Genomic DNA, 23263 nt, shown 5'->3' on the forward strand with positions numbered 1-23263 from the left:
GTAATTCCTAATCTTCTTTTTTACTTTTCTATGGAGATCTCTCATGAGTGAAAAATTGAACATCCGAATGGTGCAGGATAATCCTGCCGTTGGGGATATGATCTGCAACTTTCAGATGGCGCTGCGCGCTCTGAAAAAAGCAGAAGCCGACGGTGTGGACATTGTGCTTTTCAGCGAGATGTTTATCACGGGCTATCCGCCGAAAGATCGGATCCTTGAAAGTCACTTCGTCAAAGCAGCTGAAACAATGGTTCTGCGTTTGGCGGAACTCACCAAAAACATGAACGTGGCGTTTGTGATGGGCTTGCCGCTGCAGCGGGAGACGGGTCGTCACAACAGTGCTATGTTCATCTACAAAGGCAAGGTCCTTCAGGAATATCACAAACAAGAACTGCCCAACTATGGTGTGTTTGATGAAAAGCGTGTGTTTGATGCAGGGCCGGCTGTTGCCAAGGTTCTGATTTTCAAAAGTACGCGCATTGGTGTGATGATTTGTGAAGATGGCTGGCATGACGCTGTTCCGCAGCGTTGGGCCAAAAAACGCATTGACTTGATGCTGTGGCCGAACGCTTCGCCATACTTTGAAGGCAAGCCGAAGCTGCGTCTGGATGTGATTGGTAAAGCTGCCAATAATGCTGGAGCCCCTGTAGCGTACTGCAACCCGTTTGGGGCGCAGGACGAGCTGCAATTTGATGGCCGCAGCTGTGTGGCAAACCCGCGTCCGGATGGACGTTATCAAATTCAGGGCATGTGTGATGCTTGGCGGGCGGATGAAATGGACTGTACTTTTACTGAAGGTGCTTTCCGGAGAATTCGCAACAAGCCGTATCGCAAACAGATCTGGAATGCTGAACCTGACAATTACTCTGGCGCTGTAACTGGTCTGCGTGACTATATGCGCAAAACAGGGCAGAAGAAGGTGATTCTGGGGTCTTCCGGCGGAATTGATAGTGCTGAAGTGGCTGCAATGGCCGTGGATGCGCTGGGTGCTGACAATGTGATTTTGGTCATGTTGCCGTCGCCATATTCCAGTGAAGGTTCGTTGATTGATGCAATTGCACTCGCAGAGAACTTGGGTGTGAAGCACAACTACCTGCTGAAAATTGGTGAGCCTTACGAAACCATGCAAAAGCAGCTTGGTATTGTGATGGGCGACAATTGGCAACTGCCTTTTGAAAAGGTTGGCGATGAAAACCTTCAGCCGCGCTTGCGGATGAACTACATCAACGCCATTGCCAATGAACTCACCGATAATGGCATCCCAACTATGGCGCTGACCACAGGCAACAAAAGTGAGCTGGCCATGGGCTACTTCACGGCTGGTGGTGATGGCTTCGGGTTCTATAATCCACTCAAAGATTTGTACAAGTTGCAGGTCTATGGGCTGGCCCGTTGGCGTAATACTGATGAGGCGAACCGCCTCTTTGGTACCAACGGTGAGCGTATCCCGGAAAACATCATTGTGAAAGAGCCGTCCGCTGAGCTGAAACCTGGTCAGCAAGACAGTGACTCTTTGCCGCCTTATCCGGTTCTGGATAGCGTGCTTGAGCTTGTGATGGAAAGAGGGGAAGACCCGATTTACGTCGCAAAGCATCCTTTGATGGCCTATGAAGGCACCGCACAGGAATGGTACGACACGGTGAAGTGGATCTATGGCCGTTTGGTTTTGGTGGAGTTTAAGCGTCGTGTTGGTCCTTTGGGACCAATTCTGTCGCCATACTCTTTTGACCTTGATCGTCGTTATCCCATTGTGGATGGCTACAATCCGTTCGACTATGCCGATGAAGGCAGCATCACCGAAGCTTTGCTTCAGGTTGCTTAAAACGAAAAAGAAAACCCCCGCATTAGCGGGGGTTTTGTTATGTCTGTGTTTTAAACAGGCGTACCGTCTTCTTCGAGTTTCATATCAATCTGACGGTCGCGCTCGTCGTAAGCTTGTACAATGCGAGAGACAAGTGTTGAGCGCACAACGTCTGCTTCATTAAAGCGAATCACTTCAATATCACGCAGGCCTTCAAGCACTGTTACAGCGTCACGTAGTCCGCTACGTTGGCCTTTACGGAGGTCAACTTGAGATGGGTCACCTGTAATGGCTGCGTGTGCATTATCACCAAGACGTGTCAGGAACATCTTCATTTGCATGTCTGTTGCGTTTTGCGCTTCATCCAAAATAACAAAGGCGTTGTTTAGTGTACGACCACGCATGTAAGCCAGTGGTGCAATCTCAATCACGTTCTTTTCAAGAAGCTCTTTTGAGCGATCTGGGCCAAGCGTATCTTGCAGTACATCAAAAATTGGGCGTAGGTACGGGTCAATCTTCTCTTCAAGGCTACCCGGAAGAAAACCAAGGTTTTCACCGGCTTCAACCACTGGGCGTGTGACAATAATTTTATCAATTTGTTTTGCAGCAAGTAGGCTCACTGCATATGAGGCTGCAAGGAACGTTTTACCTGTACCGGCAGGGCCTACACCAAAAACAAGTGGGCTTGTTTTAAGAGCGTTGACATACACGTGCTGCTGTACGCTTCTTGGGATAATCTTTTTAAGAGGGGTTACAACAACTGCATTTTCACCCATAAGGTCTGATGGACGTAGACGAGAATTAATCAGGCCGTCACTAAAACGTAGAGCCGCTTCAACTTGTGGAGGGCCAACTGTAATGCCGTTTTGCAAAAGTTCGTAAAGGTCTTCTAGTACAATTTTAGCCTTGTTGGCTTGGTCTACATTACCAAGAATCGCAATTTGGTTACCTTTTGTGACCACTTGAACCGCAAGTCGTTCTTCAATCTGTTGAAGGTGAGCATCGTGCATTCCGCAAAGCTCTTGAAGAAGCTGGTTGTTATCAAATTCAAGTCTTAAAGACTCTGCTTTGTTTTTATCGTTCTGTACGGTTTCAGCTGTCATTTGGTTTCCTATGCGCTCTGTTGCATATCATTGAGAACAATCTCACCGATGATGCTTTTTGGTTTTGATGCAGTAATTTTCACACGAATCGTGTGTCCGATCAACCGTTCATTGCCATCAAAATTCACTGCAATGTTGTGTGGACTGCGACCACGTAGCTGACCTTCAATGTGTGTTTTCTCTTCAACAAGGACAGTGGTCTCTTTACCAACAAAGGTTGCGTTGAAGGCTTCTTGCTGATCATTGAGCAGGGCTTGCAGGCCTGCAAGGCGCTCTGAACTTACCTCATCAGGGATTTGATTTGTCATCGCTGCCGCTGGTGTGCCTGGACGCGGTGAGTATTTAAACGAGTAAGCGCTCGCGTAATCAGTTGCTGCGGCAATCATCAGTGTTTTTTCAAAGTCCTCTTCTGTTTCACCCGGGAATCCGACAATAAAATCACCACTAATGGCGATATCAGGGCGAACCGCGCGGAGCTTTTCAATCACAGCAAGGTAATCTTCGGCTGTATGGTTGCGGTTCATGTCTTTCAGCACTTTGTTGCTCCCTGCTTGTACAGGCAGGTGCAAGTAAGGCATCAGTTTTTCTTGTTCAGCAAAGAGGTTAATAAGCCTATCTGTCATATTGTTTGGGTGAGAGGTTGTAAAGCGAATGCGCTCAATCCCTTCAACGTCTGCTGTTTTGTTAATAAGATCTACAAAATCAACATCGCCATCTTCATAAGCGTTTACATTTTGACCAAGCAGGCAAACTTCTTTGACGCCAAGTCCTGCAAGGTGGCGTACTTCATTCAGAACATGTTCAGCTGGACGACTGATCTCGTGGCCACGTGTGTAAGGCACAACGCAGTATGTGCAGAATTTGTCACAGCCTTCTTGAATGGTTACAAATGACGTTGGTCCGTATGCGCCCGGTAGCGGGAGGGCGTCAAACTTTTCAAGTTCTGGAAACTCTGTATCAACAGCACGGCCTTTGCCTGAAAGGCCTGCTTTATTAATAAACTCTGGCAGGCGGTGTAATGTTTGCGGGCCAAAGACAACGCGAACTTCAGGGGCGCGCTTCATAATATCTTCACCCATGGCTTGGCCAATGCAGCCGCCAACAGCAATCAGGGCTTTACCGCCTGTGGCGTCGCGCATGCGGCCAATATCTGAGAACATTTTATTGTCGGCTTTTTCACGAATGTGGCAGGTGTTTAAAACAACAAGATCAGCTTCGGCGAGATTTTCTGTCATGGCGTAACCGTGAGGTTTCATGAGTTCACCCATGCGCACAGCGTCATACACATTCATTTGGCAACCATAAGATTTAATGAAGAGCTTTTTAGCTCCTTCAGGTGCCTGTGTTTGATTGTCAATTGTGTGCTCGATACGAATCGCCATATTTTCTATTTCCGCCTTGCTTATGATTTAGGCAAAAAATAGTGAAAAAGACATAGGAAATCAAGGCTTGATAACGGAAAGATAAAACTATTTTGTTTGGCTGATAAATGCGCCGTCCCAATCCTTTGCAGGAGGGGTCTTTTTGTAAGCTGCAATACGCTCAAGGAAAAGTTCTTTGAGTTTGTCATGTTCTTCAAGAGATGTGTAAAGCTTTTCAGCTTTTGCCCAGTCTCTATTCTTGTAGGCTTCAAATCCTTCTTCTGCAGCTTTTTGGTCATGTTTATGTGCTTCAGAGAGAATGCCATCAACTTCTAAAAGCTCATATAAAGCAACAGGTTCTGTTTTTCCTTTTACGGCCACAAGGTCAAGGAATAGGTATTCTGCTTCTGGAACAGCTTCTTTTGTAAATTCACTGGCGATGGTTGTTACACCATATTGCTTAGACTGCCCCTCAAGACGAGAAGCAAGGTTTACACTATCTCCCATGACAGTGTAATCAAAGCGCTGCTCTGATCCCATGTTACCCACACTACACATGCCTGTGTTGATACCAATACCAATGGCGAGGTTTGGAAGTTTTCGCTCTGTCAGTTCTTTGTTCAGCTCTGCCAGACGGATCTCCATGTCTTTTGCACTTTTACAAGCAAGGTAAGCATGGTTCTCAATATCAAGTGGGGCGTTCCAAAACGCCATAATGGCATCACCCATGTACTTATCAATTGTCCCTTCACTTTTCATGATGATATCTGTCATGGGTGTTAGATAGTCATTCAAAAGGCCGCTGAGCTCTTCAGGCGTAAGCTTTTCAGAGATGGAAGTGAAGCTACGAATATCACTGAATAGGATTGTCATATTCTTTTGTTCTCCACCAAGGTGTAGAGCTTCAGAAGATTCACTGAGCTTATTGACAAGTTCTGGTGAAAGGTAGTGAGAGAAGGCGTTACGAATTTGCTTTTTAGAGGCCTCTTCGCGGGCATACTTAATAAAGTTCTGAATCATGAACATCACAATCAATGTTGATGTTGGAACCGTAGCATCAATCAGGTATCCGTAATCTCTAAAGGCAATAATACTCACCGAAATACTTACAGCGAGCATGCTGACCGCAACGATTCCTGCCCAGATAGAGCCAAAGCGGTTCACAAGCACAATCAGCATCACACCACTAATAAAGATAAAGAGCGTTGGGAAGAGCTCAGACCACCATGGACGTTGTAAAAATTCTCCACTGAGGATGGTTTCAAGAGTTTGTTTGTGAATATCTACCCCCGGCACAACGGCATCAAGTGGAGATGAACGTAAATCAAACAACCCTGGAGCAGATGTACCTAAGAATGCAAGACTTTGCTCAAAATACCCTTCAGGAAGGCGCTTGTTGAGAATATCACTTGCTGAAACGTATTGATCACGGCTGTATTTTTTAAAGCGTGTCCAAATACGACCGCCCTTATCAACTGGAATAATAAGATCCGTTCTACCAAGCCTAAATGCTGTAAGACCTGCGCCTTCTTCAGTAAAAGCAAGGTAAGATTTTTGATCCATAGCAACGCGAAGTAGCTCAATAGAAAGACTTGGGTAAGCGTTACCCTTAAACTCAATAAAAGCAGGGACAGAGCGGACAATACTGTCAATTTCAGGCATCATATTAAAGTGGGCAAGGCCTGATGTGTCTGCTTCAATAATATCTAAATTACGGGTTACATTCTCAGCGCTAGAAAGCCAGTCTTTATAGTTTGCTACGCCTGATAAGCTCACGCGTGGCGCAAGGTTATCATGGTTGCGAGTTTGCTCTTCAAAGTTAAAGGCGAGGCCTGCAATTACATTATATTTTTTGATAGTTTCAGCAAAAATGTCATCATGCTCTGGTAGAGCGTGAATGGTTGTTTTGGCTGTTTCTGATAGAGGCCAGTTTTGGCTTACAAATTCAGGTGACGTACGATCTGGCTCTGCAAATACCATATCAAATGCGAGACCTGAAAGGCCATATGTTTCAAAAGATGTTTCTACAAGCTCTGCAAGAATTGTACGTGGCCAAGGCCATTGACCAATTTCAGCCAGGCTTTTTTCGTCAATATCAATAACATATACAGGGTACGTGTTATCTGTACGAGGCCAAGTTTTTTGGTATTGATCAAAGACTTTAAGTTGAATCACCTCAATAAGGCCAATAGACGTCATAGAAATAGCAAGTCCCATAAGAAGGACAAGCCAAGGTAAGAATGAAACACTTACTGAGAAAAGCTTCTGGAAGAGTGCTTTTACCATGAGTGACTAAATTGCTTTGTTGCGCTGAGAAGGATTTTTTCATTCTCATACTCATAGTTGACAAGGTTACTATCTGCTTCTGCATGTTGGTAGTTTACTGAAATTGTCCAGTCACCTTTAAACTTTTTACCAAGGAGGGCAGAAACTGTGCGGGTGTGGTCTTTTCTAACCACTGTTGGGCTTACAAGAATATCTACACCTTTGTACTGGCTGTTTTTAGCCTTCCAGCTTGCGTTAAAGAACATGTCTTTTGGCAGCACACGTGTATAAGCAACGTTTAAAGTTTGCTGTGTGTTGTCATTGTAGAGTGTTTGGGTGTCTTCACGACGATGTGTGAGGGATACATTAAAGATATCTTTAGGTGTTGCGGCAACAAGGGCTGTACCGCCAAATTCTCTGGCTTTACCGTCTTTATCTTCATATGTTGTGGTTGTGCGGCTGTTCGTAAAATCTCGGTTTTCAACTTTACCATAGGCGCTGACCTTAACTTTTGGGTGAAGGACTTTTTCTACATCTGCTTGCAGACTTGTAATCTCTAAATAGTCTTGGTGAGCCAGTTTAATATCACTGTAAGCACCCTCAAAACCAACTTTTGTGCCTTGTCCTAAGGTATAAGTAGGGCCAGTTTTTACGTTGTAAACCGTAAGGTCTAGCGTATCGATTGACATCTGCTCTGTCTTATAGACACTGAGCGATGTATCCCATGTGTAGCCTTTTTGATGGTTGAATGTGTAAGAGTGATTGACTGAAGCTGTCGTAAAAATACTTTCATCAGCATCTTCTCCTCCACCATCTCCAACAGGAACTAAAACATCAAAAACAGAAACAGTCCCACTGTTAGGTGCGGCAGAAGCGTTAGAATCTGACGCATAGCCAAAACCTAGTGATCCCGTTAATTTATGGCGTTTTTGGGCAGCGCCAATGCGTGTAAGCATGGCACTAATGTTTTGTTTAACGGCCTCAGGAGGGTTTCCTTCAAGGACTTCATTAAATAGCGTCTCTGCACGAGAAAAATCCTTGAGCTGCATGTAAGCAAGGGCAAGGTCAAGCTTAACGCGAGGGAGATCAGGTTTATGAATAAGCATACGCTCATAAGCAGAAATGGCTTCATCGAGAAGCCCCATTTTTTTGGCAAGGGTAGCATATTCAAAATTGAGTTTAAGGTTTGATGGATCCTCAGTAATTTTTTTGAGGAGAATTTCTAGGTAAGCAGCTGGTGGAATTTTAGCAGATGCTTTTTGAGTTTTTTGGTCTTGAGGGTTTTCTGCCTGTTTTTCCTGCGCAAAAGTAGGTGCCGCTAATAGGCACAAACTAGAAATGGTTAGAGCAAGGGCAAGTTTTTGCCTCATGAAGACCATTGATCACCATCAGTTTTCATTGCTTCTTCAAGAGATTCTTCACCTGAATCTTTTCTCAGTCTTTCAATCTCATGGATCAGGTCAATGCGCTCAACCATGGCACCAATAATTGTTGAAAGGCTTTCCATATCTTCTTGATGTTGCAATGTGAACGGATGGTAAAGCGGGCGACCATCATCACCAACACCATCGATATGGTTGATGAGTTGAACAACGCCAATAACACGGCCATAAAAGTTTTTCAGTGGGAAGGCAAGCATGCTTGTTGAGCGATAGTTTGTCTTATCGTCAAAGCTTCTGTTAAAGGTGAAAGGCACACCGCCTGGAATGTCATACAGATCGTCAATCAAAACAGATTCACCAGTTTGGGCAACGTAACCTGCAATCGATTTTAGATCGACAGGCATAGTGAAAGTTTGAGGATCGAGCTGTAGTGCATCATTTTGCATGGTCATTGCTTTAAGCTGCTCTGGCTCACCATCGTATGGGCGTACGATAAATGTGCTACCAGCCTCAGCAAATGTATGACGTCTTGCTTTCGCAAGGACAAGGTCCATCGCTTGTTGAGGGGTTAGGCGGCCAGCATTGTGCTGGAGGACTGCAATAAAATCGTCTGCAATACTCATAGAAGTTAGACATCCACTTTTATTATTTGTTGTTCCCTCCTAGTGTATCCCTAAATGAGGGGCCTTTCATAGAAAACAACGCACCAGTTTCTTATGTCTTCTCTCTATAGTGGCCAGAGGAGTGGCAAGAAAACCATAGCTAGGATAAAGAAGATGATGTTCAGTGGTAGGCCTACCTTGAGGAAATCAAGGTATTTGTATCCTCCTGGACCATAGACCATAGTATTTGTCTGATATCCGACAGGTGTTGCAAAACATGTTGACGCCGCAAACGTTACAGCGACCAGGAAAGGTTTCGGGTCAACACCAAATGAGTTTGCAACTTGCAGAGCAAGAGGTGCAATAAGAACAGCCGTTGCATTGTTAGACATAACGGCAGTCAACACCATTGTTAGGATATAAATGCTGGCAAGGCCATACATTGGGCCAAGGCTTCCCATGTAGCTCATGACTATATCTACAAGAGAGGCCACTGCGCCTGTGCTTTCCATAGCAGCACCCAGTGGAATAAGGCCAGCGAGAAGCATCACAACGCGTAAATCAACAGCGTTATACATCTCTTTTGCATTGAGGCACCTTGTAAAACCAACAGCCAGTGCACCACATAGGGCAGCTGTTAAAATTGAAACAGTACCAATGGCAGCCGCACCAACAACTGAGGCGAGAATGACCACTGAAAGGAAGGCTTTACTTGTTTTAAGTTTAAGAGTTGTCAGGTCTTGCAAGTATGCAAAATCAGCATCATCAGCAAGGTGTAGAAGGTCATTTTTATGACCCTGTACAAGAAGGGTATCACCCTCTTTAAAGGTGATGTCACGGATACGCGTTTTAATTACAGCACCACGACGGCGAACACCAAGTACGGCTGCGTGGTAGCGCCAGTAAAAGTCAAGCTGTGTGAGGGTGCGACCTACAATTGGAGAGCCTGTTGGAACAATCACTTCAAGAAGGCTGATGTCATCTGATTCAAGGTGAGAGGCATTTAGGTGCCCTTTGGCCCAGTCTTCAAGTTTAAGGCGACTTTCAGACTCAATAATGCGGTCTACATCACCACGGATAACCAGTAGGTCACCTTCGTGAATCGTGCTGTTATGCGCAGCCCAAACCACTTTGCCTTCACGTACCATTTCAATAATGCGTCCACCAATTTCAGTAAGGGCATTATCTTGACCGCGCTGTCCAATGAGGGGAGACCCTTTAAGGACACGCATTTCTGTCATGTAATCTTGCAGGCGGTAATCCTCAGATAGGCTTTCTGTTTGTTCGCGATCCTTCAGCATAAATTTAGAGGCAAAGATCATGTAAATAATACCAACCACAAAGCAAATAACACCAAATTTCGCAAACTCAAACATACCAAAAGGTTCAAGGCCTGCCCCAATAAGGAAGAGGTTCATAAGAAGGTTTGTTGTGGTACCAATTAGGGTACATACGCCACCAAATTGTGCGGCGAAAGAAAGGGGCATTAGGATACGGCTTGGGCTGATGTTACGCTCTGATGAAAAGCGAAGAGCCAGAGGTAAAAGAACCGCAACAGTCGCTGTATTGTTAATAAAGGCACTGAGTGTACCGCATGTTGTCATAAGCACAATGTTGAGGCGCATTTTGCTCTTACCTGCAAGGATGTAGAGCTTGTTCGCCAGAAAACGCACCACACCTGTTCGCTGCAGTGCTGCTGACAGAATAAACATTGCGGCAACAGTAATAGTTGCTGGGTTAGAAAACCCTTGAAGAATATTATCTTCATCCACAAGACCTGTCAGGAGTAGGGCAACAAGAACAATCATTGCCACCATATCTACAGGGAGTTTTTCGCTTACAAAAAGTATAATTGATCCGAAAACGATCAATAGGACGGTGAGGATTTCATAATCCATTTTTTTGCGTGATCCTTTTTTGTGGTCTTGCAACTCAGTAAAATACACGTATTCTATGGGCATGACAAATAAAGCTTCTCGAACACAAAACCATGTCCGTTTTAATAAGCAGGTGCCACCTGCTCCTAAAACACGTAAGAAAACAGCCAAAAGGCAACCAGAAGAACTTTCTCCTTATGTATCTGATTTGAGCAAAACGCCAAGTCTTAAGCGTGCGGACAAAGTTAAATTTAGAAAGAAGATGTGGATCTTTTTTGCCATCTTTATTGTGGCTGCAGCTGATCAGGCTCTGCCAGAGATTCGAGAGACACTTGGGTTGGTCGCATCTAAAGCGCCTGAAATGGTGCCTGAGCTTTCTGGCGTGGTTGAAAAAGCAGAAGGCTTCTTTAATAGTACGCAAGCTGCTGTTCTGATTTTAGATACTGTTGGTTATAGCGAACCAAGCCACTTTAATGATCCTGTTGTACAACTCACATCAGGTACTGACCTTGAGGTACATGAGCTTAATGAGGCTTGGGCGCATGTGTCTTCTGAAGGTATGGAAGAACCGTTCTGGGTTGATAGGGGCACACTCCTACTCAGTAATTAGAGTGCTGTAGGGGCGAGAATAAAAAATGTTTATTTGCAGAAACGAAAAGCTTTGATAGAGTAGGCCTTATGGAAATTAAAACTAACATGGCACCAGATACTCCAATCCCGTTCAAATTTCAGATTGATGCGGCTCAAAAAGTGGTGCGTCTTTTCATTCCGCCAATGCCTGGCAGACCTTCACCATTCCTAAGAATTGGCCGCGACTTTGTGCGCATTTCAACAGGTGGTGAGCACGGTTTCTTGCAACTTTCTCCAGTTGAAGATGATGTGATTTCAACACTCGTAAGCTACGGGACTGTTGATGTGCATGAGACAACGACTGAAGGTCAAATTACGCGCTCTTACCGGGCTGAAGTTGTACGGTAATTAGGCGATGGTACGCCTCTTTTACACATTTGTATTTCTACTTATTTCTGCGCAAAGCTTTGCTTGGGCGCCCAGCGTAAACGTTAAAGAAGCAGATGCTGCTTTCCCATTTTCTTGTCTTGGTCGCACATTTGAAAGTGATGTGCCTATCAGCAATGTGCATGGTTGCGATAAAACATTTGTAAGCTACAGCACTGTTGGTAAGGCCATGTTCCTGACTGTTCATCATGGCTGGATGGATACAGGAAAAAGTAAAACACCTTATGTAAGCCACTTCCTAGAATTACCAGATGGTCGTTTTTTCCGCCTTGTAGATGTTGGGTTCCTTTTTAACCCTCGCCTGAATAAATACTTTGATGATGTTGTTGGTCGTGTTGGTGGCTATAAAACAAACATCACGCTCGAGAAATTTGCAGAGCCTCACCTTGACGCTTATGCAGATACATTCTGCTTAACGTATCACCTAAAACATCCGTTTGGTGGTCGCTTTGGTTGGTGTCAAAAAGATACCATTATGAGTGGGCAGGCCTTTTATCTGGAAGGTGCACTTGAGTTTACACGTGCAGCCCTTATGGCTTATAACGCAACGATTGATCATAACATTGCTCTCTCTAAGGGTGCTTTTCTCACCAATGTAGACCTAAGTGCGCTGAATATGGATGTGAACGGTTGGTGGTACTACGCCTTTGCATTCTCTGGTATGGCAAGCCCATATGAGCCAGAGCAATACTTTGTGGTGCGTGTGTACTTTGATGGTCGTACAGAGATTCGTACACTTAAAGAGCGACCAAACAATCCAGATAGTTTGTAATGTTTAAAAATTAAAAGAGCGCCACAGGCGCTCTTTTTTATTCTCCTGGTACACCACTGCTTGTGGTGTAAATCAGTTTGAAGCGTTTGTCTGGTTCAATAATACCTTGCGCTGTTTTGGCAGCAATGGCGCTTTCCGCAAATCCTGTGAGGATTAGGTCTAGTTTACCTGGGTACTCTGTAATATCACCTGAGCCTAAGATACCAGGGACTGTTGTTTGCATTGTTGCAGGTTCAACGACAATTTTCTTCTTCGCAATACCAAGGCCCCACTTAGCAAGTGGACCAAGTGACGGAACAAGGCCAAAGAAGCAAAGCAGGTTATCGGCATCAATGACTTTGTCCTCATCGCCGCGCTTGGCTAGCGTCACTTGAGTCAAGTTTCCGTCTTTACCTGTTAGCTCTTTAAGCTGGTAAGGGGTATGAAGTGTAAGTTTACCTTCAGCTTCAAGTTCGCGCATTTTTTGTACAGTGGCTTCTGCGGCTCTAAAGTCGTCACGACGGTGTACTACATGAATGTGTGTGCAGATATCACCAAGTGCAACAGCCCAGTCCACAGCACTGTCACCACCACCGGCAATCACAACCGTCTTGTCTTTAAATTGGTCTTTTTTCTTCACAGCGTAAAAGACAGATTTCTTTTCAAAGTCTGCAAGGTTCGCAATTGGAGGTTTACGCGGTGTAAATACGCCAGCACCCGCTGCAACAACAATGACTTTTGCTTTAATGGTTGTTTCGCCAGCTGTAAGGGTGAAGTTACCGGCTTCTCCTTCAAGAGTTGTCACTTCATCACCAAGAACGTACTCAGGGTTAAACGGCTTAATTTGTTCGTCCAACTTATCTGCCAGTTCACCAGCCAGAATCATTGGGTAAGCAGGGATGTCATAAATTGGCTTTTCAGGGTAAAGCTCGCTGCACTGTCCACCAATTTGTGGAAGAGAGTCAATGACGACGCAGTTATACCCAAGAAGACCCATCTCAAAGACTGTAAACAGTCCGACAGGGCCAGCGCCAACAATGGCAACATCTTTTTGAATCACTTTACTCATAAAACCTATCCATAAATTATTTATTTGCGCGAAAAACGCTATTTTTTATTCCTCATGTACAGTTTGCACATATCGTCTTGCAAAATACCTTTTTTCATCTCAAACCGTGTCCTTAAATGTATTTATGAACAGGTTTAGATGGTTTTATGTACGTGAATTTTCTTCTGTTGGCAAGGCGAGCAAACCTAATTTTTTATGTAGGTTCATGCGCGCATTTAAAATGTGGCTTTCACGAATCATACCTGGAACATGAGGATGAGAGATATCTCCTTCAGGTTTGGCACCACAAATAAAGTCAGCGCCAGCATTTAGGCTATCTTCTGCGATGCTTGGGATGAGGGCACGTAAGAATGCTTTAAGGACAGGAGCAAAGTTCCCTTCAATAAATTTAAGAAGAAGGAGCTCGGTGAGCCTTTCATTTTCTTGTAATCGAAGGGCTTTACGAAGTTCTGCTTGGCGCGCCTTAAGAAGCTCGATTTTATCTTTTTGCATGTCTTGAGGTAGATCGTGGAAACGAGGTTGATCAAGCAAGTTTTGTGTCAGGGCAAAGTTGATCACATTACACAGATTATTGAGGGCTTGAGGGTTGTCATTTGCGGCATCCAAAATCCAGTGTGCAAGCATTTCAGCTTGTTTGGCTTGGCCTGATGTAATGGGCGTATCTAGATCTTTTTGATAGCACTTTTTAATCGCTTCTGTTGTTTTGCGCTCAATAAGGGCGCGCTGCTCTAAAAGCATGCCTGTTGGTTCTGCTTTTTCAATAAACTTTCTAAGGTGTGTTTCAATCGCTGGCGCATCATCCATTTGGCCAAAGGCAAGTTTGATTGGCGAAAAGTCTGGTTTGATGTGCTGAATGCTCTTCCAGTGATTCTCAAGGACCTTAATGCAGTTTCCAAGAACCTTTTTATCATTCTCAGTGATAGGCTCTTGAGTTTTGCCCATAATAAAATCAGGCTCTTTAAAGAAGATGTTGATGAGGGCTTCAGGCTCATGAATGTGCTCAAGCTTTTGCACCATGAACGGAATGAAGGCTTCGTTTTGCTCTTGTGGGCGAGAAAGGTTGAGGCCGCGGTTTACAAACAGGGCGGTAATGCCATCAAGAGATGCTTTATTATTTTTATCGGCGTTTAAGCTTTGTAGAACAAAGAGCAAAATGCCATTCGTGAGCGGCTTAGAAATATACTTCTCTAGTGTTGTTTGCATCGTGAAAACAGCAGACTTAAACCCATACAGTTTATAGTCAAATTTGAGGCCACCTAGAGCTTTATCAATTTCTTCTCTCGGGATGCCAGTACTTTCTTCAGAAGTGTCTTCTTCTTCGTAACCTAAAATCCATGCAACTTGTTCGTCGCTACTTGGTGTCAAAATGCTGTTCTCTTCAGCCATGTTTTCCGCTCTATTCTTGATGTTTGTTCTTTTCACTTTAGCATAGATTTTTTCAATGTTCCTTGATTCTTTTGAGAAGCTATATGATGATAGCACCCATGAAGATTTTTAGGACACACCTGACGAATGAGCAGGATACTGAAAAACTTGCAGAAGCACTTGCTAAGTTTACAGTTGCGGGGGATCGTTTCTATTTAAATGGTACGCTCGGTACGGGGAAAACGACATTTAGTCGTGCCTTTGTGCATGCTCTCGGCAGTAAAGATGCTCATGTCCCAAGCCCAACGTTTACCTTGGTGCAAACCTATGATGACGCGCGCCTCCCTGTTGCGCACGTGGATTGTTACCGTATTGAGAACCCAGATGTTGAACTTGAAGCGTTAAGCTTGTCTCCATTCTTTAGAGACGGTGTGACCCTTCTTGAGTGGGCCGATAAAGTACAAACAAGTTTGCCACCTGTTGCTGGAACAGATGTCGCAATCGCTGAACTTGATATTCCAGATGCCCTTACAATCAATATTAGCCACGGGTCAGATGACTCTCGTGATGTGGAAATGTTTGCTTCAGGTAGCTGGGCATTTCGCCTTGAGCGCATTGGTACATTCAGTGAGAAAGAAGATAAACAAGAACACCGTTACTCTGAACATGAGTATATGAGTAAAAATGGCCTGCGTGGCCATGTGCTAACACCGCTATTTCAAGATTGCTCTTTGAGAAGTTACTCTCGTTTTAAAACAGGTGAAGGTTCACGTGTTCTTATGAACGCGCCTCCAGGGCTAGAAGATTTGGCAACGTTTGTTCGTCATGCAAAATCTCTTAAGATGCAGGGCGTGAATGTGCCTGCGATTTACGAATATAGCCTTGAACATGGGTATGCCATGCTTGAAGATTTTGGTGATACGATTCTTCATAAGGCATTGATTCGTGCCCCTAAAGATGAGCTGCTATTAAGTAAAGCCTTTGAAATGCTCAAAGCTTTCCAAAGCACAAACCTTACAGATATTCCAAAGTACACAGAAGATACGACATTTGCAGAAGCAAGCCGTTTTACAGACTGGTATTTACCATATGCAAAAGGCCATGCGACACCAACAGGGGCCCGCCGTGAGTGGAGAAACCTGTGGTTTGATCTTTACCCACAAATTGCGGCCATGCCTCAAGTGCCTGTGCATTGGGATTTCCATGTTGGTAACATGATGGTGCTTGAAAGTGGTGAGCTTGGGCTGATTGATTTTCAAGATGTAAAGCTTGGTTCTTGTGCCTTTGATCTCGCATGCCTACTAGAAGATCGCTACCCTGTTTCAGAGCATGTGAAACAAGCTCTTATTACAAACCTTGCAGAGCATCACGGTGTAGACAAAGATGCCTTTGAGGCTGCTTATGTACTTGGTGCCCTCCATCGTATGTTTAAAGTAACAGGGCTTCTGGTTCGTTTGAAAGAGCGTGACGGTAAAGAGGATGCGCTTTCACGTATGGGTGAAGTGTGGCAGACCATTGCGCGTTTGTGTGAACATCCTGTGGCAGCGCCAATTAAAGAGTACTTGAACCGCGTGTACCCAGTGTACGAAGAAAAATACCTTAAAGCACAGAAGGCATCGTAAGAACATATGGCACGTATTAAACAGGCAATGATTTTGGCAGCAGGTAAAGGTACACGCCTTGGCCATTTGACACAAAAGACTCCAAAGCCTCTTATTGAGGTGTGCGGTAAGCCTGTTCTTTTATATGTACTTGACCACTTGAAGGCACATGGTGTTGAGAAAATTGCCATCAATACACATTACCTTGCAGAACATGTAGAGTTCGCGGTTGAAGCGTGGAGCCAGACATCAGGTGTGCAGGTGAAGGTTTTCCGTGAAGCACAACTTCTTAATACTGGTGGTGGCATTTGCCAAACCGTTCCATTTTTTGAAAACAAACCATTCTTCCTTGTCAATGGAGATGCGATTTGGACAGGTGGCCCTGCACTGTTTGAGGCACTTGAAAACACATTCCATAGAGAGCATATGCAAGCCCTCCTTAGCCTGATTGAACTGGATAAAACATCTGCCTTCCGTGCGCCAAAAGCAGATTATGAAATGGATGCTGCGGGCCAAATTTTGAGTCGTAGCTCTGAAACCTCTTCTTGGGTTTATATGTGCACAGCAGTTTTGACACCTGATCTTTTTGCAGGCCGAGAGATTGAGCCGTTTTCTCTCATTGAGCAGTACGATGCTGCAATGCACAGTGGAGCCTTATACGGATTACCATTTGATGGGCTGTGGGCTGATATGGGGACACCTGAAGGTCTCGCTTTTGCAGAACAGTTGATGAGTGATCATCCGCAAAAACAAACGGCGTAAGCGCCATGGCAAAGTTTTTCCATACTTCACTTTCTAGAGATTTCTTTGGTGTGTGCGCAGAAATGCTTCTGGAAAAATATAACCCTTCACAGAACCCTCTTGCGCTCACACACATTACGGTTTGGGTGCCGTCGTCACGTATGGCAGATAGTCTGGCTGAAAGTCTTCTTGAAAAAGCTGGCGGTGGTGTCCTTCTTCCTGATATTCGTCCAATGGGAGCTGAAACAGATGATGTTCTTTTGTTTGATGAACCTGAAGGCGGTAAAGTTGTTTCTGGTTTTGAACGTCTTATGTTTCTCACTGAGTTTTGTATGAAAAACATGCCACATGCCCAGTGGTCTAAGGCTCTTAACCTTGCTAAACATCTCGACACACTCTGGAAAAAGATGTTGCTGAGTGGTGTAGAAATGGAAGCACTGGAAAGCGCAATTCCAGAAGAGTGGCAAGCCCGCTGGGAAGATGTGACCCTTTATTTAAAAGGCCTCACAAAGGTGTATCCGCGCTACTTGCAACAAGGCCATATGAAGGATGAAACACTCCATAAAATTGATGTTCTTAAAACATATACCGCGCAGTATGAAAAGAATGACCTTACAAATGATGTTTGGGTGATTGGCTTTAGTGATACGATTGATCCTGCACAGGCAATGCTGAAAGCTCTTTCAAATTGTGATAAAGCGTCCTTTATTATGCCCATGGATAAAGAAGCGTTTCCGCATGTCTTTGCAGAAGATTTTTTAGAGCCTACCCATCCTTTATATGGTTTACAGCGTTTCATGAAAAGTTGGCAGCTTTCAGTTTCGCAGCTAGAGCCTCTCAAAGCAGATACTCAAACAAGCTATGTCAGCTTGTTTGATGCTGTACCTTCTCTCGGCCATGATATTTCAACTTTCACACTTTGCGAAACAGCTCACCTAGAGAGCGAAGCTGAAACAGTTGCTTGGACCATGGCTGAAAAAGCAATGGAGAAAGAAGGCACCTGTGCCCTTGTAACCTCTGATCTGGCACTTGCTTTCCGTGTGCAAGAGCTTTTAACCCACTACGGCCTCTTTGTAGATAGAACCAATAGTTCCCCATTTGTAAGCACCCCTCTAGGTACACTATCTTTGCAAGTTTTAGAGTGTATGATGTCTGGTTATAAGGCTGATATGCTCGCCGGATTGGTTTTAAGTCCTGTAACCAATAGAGGTATGAAAACTTATGCAGCAGGCACACTAGATGCCTCACTTCTTCGAGGGATGATTCGTGGTGCAAGCTCTCTAGGTGCATGGCAAACAAAAGCTGAAATGGCGTCTGATATTTCGGATGAAATTAAACAGCAGTTTATGCATATGTTGGACGCCTTCAAAGCATTTGATGCGCAGGCTTCTCGTTCTTTAAGTGATTGGCTGAAGGCGCATTTAGAGCTTCTATTAAGCCTTGCAGATTCACCGTACGGTCGCAGTTTCCTAATGCGAGAGGAAGAGGGGTTGAAGGCGTGGCAGCTTATGATCCAACAAACAGAACATATGGCGGCCCAGCTTTCCTTTAAAGATTATGCGGAACGTTTTGATGTCCTATTTGAAACCGTCTCTATTCCAAACCGCACAGAAGGTGCGCATCCAAGACTTAAAATTCTTGGTCCTTTAGAGAGCCGTTTGCAACGTTACGATACCGTGATCCTTGGTGGTTTAAATGAGGGTACAACACCGGGACGCATTTCACCTGATGTGTGGCTGTCTTATGAACAGCGTCGTGATTTGGGTCTTCCACCTGTAGAGAGTTCAATTGGCCTGAGTGCTCATGACTTTTTAAGCCAACTTTATACGAAAGATGTGATTTTGACACGTCGCACACAGAGTGATGATGGTGCAACTTTACCATCTCGTTTCTTAATGCGTTTAAAGAGTGCCATGGGCACAAAGTCGTATGAAAAACTCATTCAAAGAGGCCGTGTTATTGTAGATGCCGCAGAAGGTCGTCGCCTTGCAGGTGAAAGTACGCCTTTAACGGAACATGCTGCCGTTCATGCGAGTACAGATGCTTCTCCGAAAGCTTGGTCACCAAGTTATGTGAAAGACATGATGGGCTGCCCTTACAAAGCGTATATGCGCAAAGGGGCGGGGGTTAATGCATTAGAACCTTATAATAAATCTCCAGACGCGGCATTACGTGGGAATTTAATTCATGATGTTTTAGCGATGTTTTGTATGAAACATACGCATTTGGATACGTCTTATAAAGAGAGTGACACACAAGAGCTTATTGAGTGTGCACGCAGTCTCATGGAGAAAGAACTTCCTGCAGCTGTGCAAGCGGTATGGATGACACGTTTTGAAAAGCTTGCCCCAGACATTATTACCTTCTGGCATGAGCGCTTGTCTTCAGGCTGGTATCAGCAGGCCATAGAAGAAGATGCAACATCACAGAAAACACCTGTACCTCTCTTCTCTCGCCTTGATCGTGTAGACGGAGATAACGCAGGTAAGCTCAGTATCCTTGATTATAAAACGGGAACGCTCCCAACCAAGAAAGATGTGCTCACAGGTGCTCAGCCTCAACTTATTTTAGAAGCCATGGCGTGGCTAGAAGCCCAACATCACAGTACAGTGAAAGAGCTTCTATACCTCCGTTTGCCAGCAGGTAGCCGCGATGGTGCAAAAGCTATGTATGTGGCAAATGATGAAGGCCAAGTGGAAACACTCATGGAACAAGCGACAGAAGGCCTTAGCAGCTTGAAAGCGCTTTATTATGGTGAAGATAAAACATGGCCTGCAGTGGCGGGTGGTGTGTCTGCTGTAAAGTTAGAAGGCGCTTGTGAAATGTGTGACTACAGTGGTATCTGCCGTGTTCGTGAATGGGTGAGCAAAGAAGGAGGCGCCGCATGAGTACTGTAAAAATGCGTCGTGACGCTGTCACGCTTGAAGCGACAAAAGCCCAGCGCCTTGCGTATGATCCGTCTCGTAGTGTGTGGCTGAGTGCTTCTGCCGGAACAGGTAAAACTTATGTTTTAATTCGCCGTTTGTTGCGCTTATTTTTACATGACCTCACCTTGAAACCGTCTGATATTTTGGCACTTACCTTTACCAAGGCAGCGGCGAGAGAAATGGAAGAGCGTTTTGTAAAAGCGCTAGTAGAGTGGAGTGAATGTTCTGATGAAGAGCTACGCCATAACTTAGATATTCTTTTAGAACGTGCGCCAACGCAAGATGAAATGCAACGTGCGAAAACGCTCCTTACTGCTGTGTTAGATAGTGAACCACCTATGACCATTACCACGCTTCACGCCTTTGCGGGTCAGGTGATTTCTCGTTTTCCGCTTGAGAGTGGCATTTACCCAGGCAGTCAAATTCTTGATGATGAAGAGCAACGTGCTCTCCTAGAACAAGCTCTACAAAGTACTTTTGAACTTCTTGGTACACGTACAGAAACAGAAGAACCTCATTGGGCGTTTGTATGTCTTGCAGAGCGTATGGCGGAGTCAACACTCAGAGATGTGTTTACAGACTTTATCCATAATGCCCGCCGTTATAAAAATATGTTTGCAGAAGCGGGTGGTCTTGCAGGTGTACTGGCAGCCCTTAAAGATGACTTAGACCCTCGCCTCGAAAATGCTGAGCATTGGCGCACACAAAAACAGCAGGCGATGGGCGAAGCTACACCTTATAAGGATGCTCTTCTTTTGGTGCAAGACGCCTTTTCAAAAAGTGCCTCAAGCACAGATAAAAAGCAGGCAGCCAAGCTCCAAAACTTCCTTGAGGCCAGCTCATCAGAAAACAGATCTTTCTACTTTGAGAGCTACGCACGTGCCTTTTTAACGGCTGCAAAAGAGCCTGTAAAACGCTTTGCCACAAAGAAGGTTTATGAAGGTTTTACACCAGAAATGCTTGAGGCTGTTGAGCTAGAAACAGAGCGTGTTCTTGCGGTGTATCAGTTCCTTGCTGCGGGGGACACTTTTGCCGAAACGCAAGCCTATCTCATGATGGCGTCTATGGTGCTTTCACATTATGAAAACTTGAAAAAGACTCATGCACAGATTGACCATGATGATTTGATTGATGCGCTTGTGACACTCCTGAATGATGAAGAAAATCGTGATTGGGTGCTGTATCGACTAGATCAACGCTACAAGCATATCATGGTGGACGAGGCGCAGGATACCGATGGTCGTCAGTGGCATATTGTACGTGCGCTGTTGAGTGAATTCTTTATTGGTGAAGGAGTACATGAAGCGGAAGAAGCGCCTCGCACCTTCTTTACCGTTGGAGATATGAAGCAGAGTATTTATCGCTTCCGTGGCGCAGAGCCAGAAGTCTTCCTTGCAATGCGTGATTACTTAAAACAGGCCCAACCAGAGCGTGACCCTGTGGTGAATATGAAAACTTCTTTCCGTTCAGGTGCTGCGGTGCTTGGTAGTGTGGATATGCTGCTCTCTAATCAACGTCTAGGGACGTATGCTTCAAGTGCTGGTGAAACGCACGGTGTCCAGCGTATCGGTGCGCCAGGTGTTGTTGAGATTCATCCGCTCTTAGAAGAAGAGAAGAAATCAGCGCCGGAAATGAACGGCTGGATTATGCCGTCTGATCGTCCAAAACCTGTGAGTAAATATACGCCGCTTGCTGCTCAGGTGGCAGGGTGGATTCAAGGCCTGTTAAAAGGTGGTGCTGTACTTCCATCCACAGGTAAAGCTGTTACAGCCAGTGATGTGATGATTCTCCTTAAAAACCGTACCATGATGCCAGAGCTCATTGCTGCACTTGATGCAGCTGGTATTCCGCATGGTGGTGCTGATGTGATGACGCTGAAAGATATTCAGTTTGTACAAGATATCTTAGCTGTGATGCGTGTGGTGCTGAACCCGCTAGACCAGCTCGCGCATTTGCAAGTTTTGAAAAGTCCGCTTTGGGGCGTAAGTGATCAGGTGATTGAATCTCTCAGAGGGAATTTGAAAGATGGTGCACTTTGGGCCTCTTTTGCAGAAGATGACCGCTTTGTAGATTATGTAGAATGGGTGCAGGAATTAAGCCGTAAAGCATCAGAAGGGTGTGAAGCCCTTCTTCATCTTGCTGTACAAAGTAGAGGCGCGCTGGGAGCATATGCCATGCGCCAAGGTGTAAAGCCAGAAGTGATTGATACTTACTGGGGCGAACTTCTCAAACTTGCCAAAACAGCAGATAAAAAATCCCAACCTCTTACAAGTTTTGTGCATGAAACCATGAACCGTAGCACCAATGTGAAGCGCTCAGAAAGTGGCGCGGAAGGTGTACGTTTAATGACGGTTCACGGTTCTAAAGGTCTGGAAGCTCCTGTGGTGATTCTACCTGATACAACAAGCGCAATCACGGTGAGTAAGGAGAAAGTCTTTTGGGAAAAGGACAGCAAATACGTCCTTCTTCGCCAAAGTACAGAAAGTAAAAGTGAGCTTCAAAAATCACTTGAGGCTGAAGAGCTTGAGCGCATGTACGGCGATGATATGAAGCTTCTGTATGTGGCAATGACAAGAGCAGAAGATCACTTGATGGTGTGTGGGGTACCCGCAAAAGAGAAAAGTGCTGAGAGCTGGTACGTCTGGATTGAAAGTATGCTGGAAGAGCAAGGTGCTGAGTGGCGAGAACGCTCGGATGGTGCAAAGGTTTATTACACGCCAGCAGAGGAACAGTTGCCTCTTGCTGAAGAAGAGAAGGTTGCCGTACTTAAAGAAGTGCGCCCAGTACCAACGCCAAAGCATGAGCGTATGCAGCCTCGTTTAAAACCATCTTCTGGTAAAGGGTTTGATGTAGATACGCTTTTGACAGAAGCGCCAAACCCAGCAGATTTTGCGCGTGGTGCGTTCATTCATAAATGTCTTGAACACCTACCTGCTATGCAAAGCGGTTGCACCCCTTGCGAGCTTGAGTACTTTCTTGAACGCCTCAAAAAACAATATACACACCTGATTTCAGATAAGGTGATGGAGGAAAGTTTTAAGCTTTCTCAGAAAGTCATTCAAGATTATCCACAATTCTTTGGTGAAAACTCAAAGGCAGAGGTGCCATTTCGAGTGAGCTTGAAAGAGGGGCTTGTTAGTGGTGTGATGGACCGTGTGGTGATGGGTGAAGATTATGTTCATATTATTGATTACAAAACAGCATCATACCTTCCAGAAGAAGGTGAAACTATGGAGCGTTATCAAGCACAGGTGAGCCTATATGAAAAAGCGATGTCTTCTTTGTATAGCAGTAAGAGTATAAGTTCATATCTTCTTTGGATTACGCCAAACGGAATTCGTCTCGATAGAGTTGACAGTTCGAAAAAATAGAACTACAGTAGTGCTATATTTGTTTTATAG

General features: G+C 44.9%; 16 protein-coding genes. 8 read left to right on the forward strand and 8 right to left on the reverse strand.

Features of this window, described 5'->3' with window-relative positions:
* The first annotated feature begins 43 nt into the window (after positions 1-43).
* Positions 44-1822: an NAD+ synthase gene (locus tag VX730_04655; GenBank protein MEC9291674.1), complete on the forward strand. Its 1779-nt coding sequence runs from the start codon at positions 44-46 to the stop codon at positions 1820-1822.
* A gap of 50 nt (positions 1823-1872) precedes the next feature.
* On the opposite strand, the gene VX730_04660 is transcribed toward VX730_04655, so the two are convergent.
* From VX730_04660 to VX730_04685, 6 genes are all read right to left on the reverse strand, one after another.
* Positions 1873-2904 (reverse strand): PhoH family protein, encoded by a 1032-nt coding sequence (locus tag VX730_04660; GenBank protein MEC9291675.1) that lies wholly within the window; start codon positions 2902-2904, stop codon positions 1873-1875.
* Positions 2905-2912: 8 nt separating this feature from the next.
* Positions 2913-4286: a tRNA (N6-isopentenyl adenosine(37)-C2)-methylthiotransferase MiaB gene (gene miaB / locus VX730_04665; GenBank protein MEC9291676.1), complete on the reverse strand. Its 1374-nt coding sequence runs from the start codon at positions 4284-4286 to the stop codon at positions 2913-2915.
* A gap of 87 nt (positions 4287-4373) precedes the next feature.
* Positions 4374-6551: an adenylate/guanylate cyclase domain-containing protein gene (locus VX730_04670; protein MEC9291677.1), complete on the reverse strand. Its 2178-nt coding sequence runs from the start codon at positions 6549-6551 to the stop codon at positions 4374-4376.
* Positions 6545-7900, reverse strand: a complete 1356-nt coding sequence (locus tag VX730_04675; protein MEC9291678.1) for a porin family protein — start codon at positions 7898-7900, stop codon at positions 6545-6547. The genes VX730_04670 and VX730_04675 overlap by 7 nt, the downstream gene beginning before the upstream one ends.
* Positions 7897-8535, reverse strand: coding sequence for a GAF domain-containing protein (locus VX730_04680; GenBank protein ID MEC9291679.1), 639 nt, complete (start codon positions 8533-8535; stop codon positions 7897-7899). The genes VX730_04675 and VX730_04680 overlap by 4 nt, the downstream gene beginning before the upstream one ends.
* Before the next feature lie 104 nt (positions 8536-8639).
* The gene (locus VX730_04685) at positions 8640-10412 is read right to left on the reverse strand and encodes an SLC13 family permease (protein MEC9291680.1); all 1773 of its coding nucleotides are present in this window, start codon (positions 10410-10412) and stop codon (positions 8640-8642) included.
* Positions 10413-10473: 61 nt separating this feature from the next.
* Between VX730_04685 and VX730_04690 the strand changes: the two genes are divergently transcribed.
* The 3 genes from VX730_04690 to VX730_04700 all read left to right on the forward strand — a co-directional run bounded on the left by VX730_04690 (position 10474) and on the right by VX730_04700 (position 12180).
* Entirely contained in the window at positions 10474-11001 is a 528-nt protein-coding gene (locus VX730_04690) for a hypothetical protein (GenBank protein ID MEC9291681.1), read from the forward strand.
* A 68-nt stretch (positions 11002-11069) separates the two neighbouring features.
* Positions 11070-11369 carry a hypothetical protein gene (locus VX730_04695; GenBank protein MEC9291682.1) on the forward strand — a complete coding sequence of 100 codons (300 nt, stop codon included), beginning with the start codon at positions 11070-11072 and terminating at the stop codon, positions 11367-11369.
* 7 nt (positions 11370-11376) lie between these two features.
* Positions 11377-12180 (forward strand): hypothetical protein, encoded by an 804-nt coding sequence (locus VX730_04700; GenBank protein ID MEC9291683.1) that lies wholly within the window; start codon positions 11377-11379, stop codon positions 12178-12180.
* A 37-nt stretch (positions 12181-12217) separates the two neighbouring features.
* Here VX730_04700 and VX730_04705 read toward each other — a convergent pair whose 3' ends face one another.
* Together VX730_04705 and VX730_04710 are read right to left on the reverse strand one after the other, a co-directional pair.
* Positions 12218-13228: an NAD(P)/FAD-dependent oxidoreductase gene (locus VX730_04705; protein ID MEC9291684.1), complete on the reverse strand. Its 1011-nt coding sequence runs from the start codon at positions 13226-13228 to the stop codon at positions 12218-12220.
* 144 nt (positions 13229-13372) lie between these two features.
* Entirely contained in the window at positions 13373-14614 is a 1242-nt protein-coding gene (locus VX730_04710) for a hypothetical protein (protein MEC9291685.1), read from the reverse strand.
* 98 nt (positions 14615-14712) lie between these two features.
* Between VX730_04710 and tsaE the strand changes: the two genes are divergently transcribed.
* The 4 genes from tsaE to VX730_04730 are packed head-to-tail and all read left to right on the forward strand — an operon-like array spanning position 14713 to position 23233.
* Positions 14713-16215 carry a tRNA (adenosine(37)-N6)-threonylcarbamoyltransferase complex ATPase subunit type 1 TsaE gene (gene tsaE / locus VX730_04715; GenBank protein MEC9291686.1) on the forward strand — a complete coding sequence of 501 codons (1503 nt, stop codon included), beginning with the start codon at positions 14713-14715 and terminating at the stop codon, positions 16213-16215.
* 6 nt (positions 16216-16221) lie between these two features.
* Positions 16222-16956 (forward strand): nucleotidyltransferase family protein, encoded by a 735-nt coding sequence (locus tag VX730_04720; protein MEC9291687.1) that lies wholly within the window; start codon positions 16222-16224, stop codon positions 16954-16956.
* Positions 16957-16961: 5 nt separating this feature from the next.
* Positions 16962-19823 (forward strand): PD-(D/E)XK nuclease family protein, encoded by a 2862-nt coding sequence (locus tag VX730_04725; GenBank protein MEC9291688.1) that lies wholly within the window; start codon positions 16962-16964, stop codon positions 19821-19823.
* Positions 19820-23233, forward strand: coding sequence for a UvrD-helicase domain-containing protein (locus VX730_04730; protein MEC9291689.1), 3414 nt, complete (start codon positions 19820-19822; stop codon positions 23231-23233). Before VX730_04725 ends, VX730_04730 begins: the two co-directional genes overlap by 4 nt.
* Positions 23234-23263: the final 30 nt, after the last annotated feature.

It is taken from the genome of Pseudomonadota bacterium (genome assembly GCA_036141575.1).
Lineage (GTDB): Bacteria > Pseudomonadota > Alphaproteobacteria > UBA2136 > JAPKEQ01 > JAPKEQ01.

Coding starts and splice junctions, on each gene's coding strand:
- VX730_04655 (MEC9291674.1), top strand. CDS start 44: ATGAGTGAAAAATTGAACATCCGAATGGTGCAGGATAATCCTGCCGTT.
- VX730_04660 (MEC9291675.1), bottom strand. CDS start 2,904: ATGACAGCTGAAACCGTACAGAACGATAAAAACAAAGCAGAGTCTTTA.
- miaB (MEC9291676.1), bottom strand. CDS start 4,286: ATGGCGATTCGTATCGAGCACACAATTGACAATCAAACACAGGCACCT.
- VX730_04670 (MEC9291677.1), bottom strand. CDS start 6,551: ATGGTAAAAGCACTCTTCCAGAAGCTTTTCTCAGTAAGTGTTTCATTC.
- VX730_04675 (MEC9291678.1), bottom strand. CDS start 7,900: ATGAGGCAAAAACTTGCCCTTGCTCTAACCATTTCTAGTTTGTGCCTA.
- VX730_04680 (MEC9291679.1), bottom strand. CDS start 8,535: ATGAGTATTGCAGACGATTTTATTGCAGTCCTCCAGCACAATGCTGGC.
- VX730_04685 (MEC9291680.1), bottom strand. CDS start 10,412: ATGGATTATGAAATCCTCACCGTCCTATTGATCGTTTTCGGATCAATT.
- VX730_04690 (MEC9291681.1), top strand. CDS start 10,474: ATGACAAATAAAGCTTCTCGAACACAAAACCATGTCCGTTTTAATAAG.
- VX730_04695 (MEC9291682.1), top strand. CDS start 11,070: ATGGAAATTAAAACTAACATGGCACCAGATACTCCAATCCCGTTCAAA.
- VX730_04700 (MEC9291683.1), top strand. CDS start 11,377: ATGGTACGCCTCTTTTACACATTTGTATTTCTACTTATTTCTGCGCAA.
- VX730_04705 (MEC9291684.1), bottom strand. CDS start 13,228: ATGAGTAAAGTGATTCAAAAAGATGTTGCCATTGTTGGCGCTGGCCCT.
- VX730_04710 (MEC9291685.1), bottom strand. CDS start 14,614: ATGGCTGAAGAGAACAGCATTTTGACACCAAGTAGCGACGAACAAGTT.
- tsaE (MEC9291686.1), top strand. CDS start 14,713: ATGAAGATTTTTAGGACACACCTGACGAATGAGCAGGATACTGAAAAA.
- VX730_04720 (MEC9291687.1), top strand. CDS start 16,222: ATGGCACGTATTAAACAGGCAATGATTTTGGCAGCAGGTAAAGGTACA.
- VX730_04725 (MEC9291688.1), top strand. CDS start 16,962: ATGGCAAAGTTTTTCCATACTTCACTTTCTAGAGATTTCTTTGGTGTG.
- VX730_04730 (MEC9291689.1), top strand. CDS start 19,820: ATGAGTACTGTAAAAATGCGTCGTGACGCTGTCACGCTTGAAGCGACA.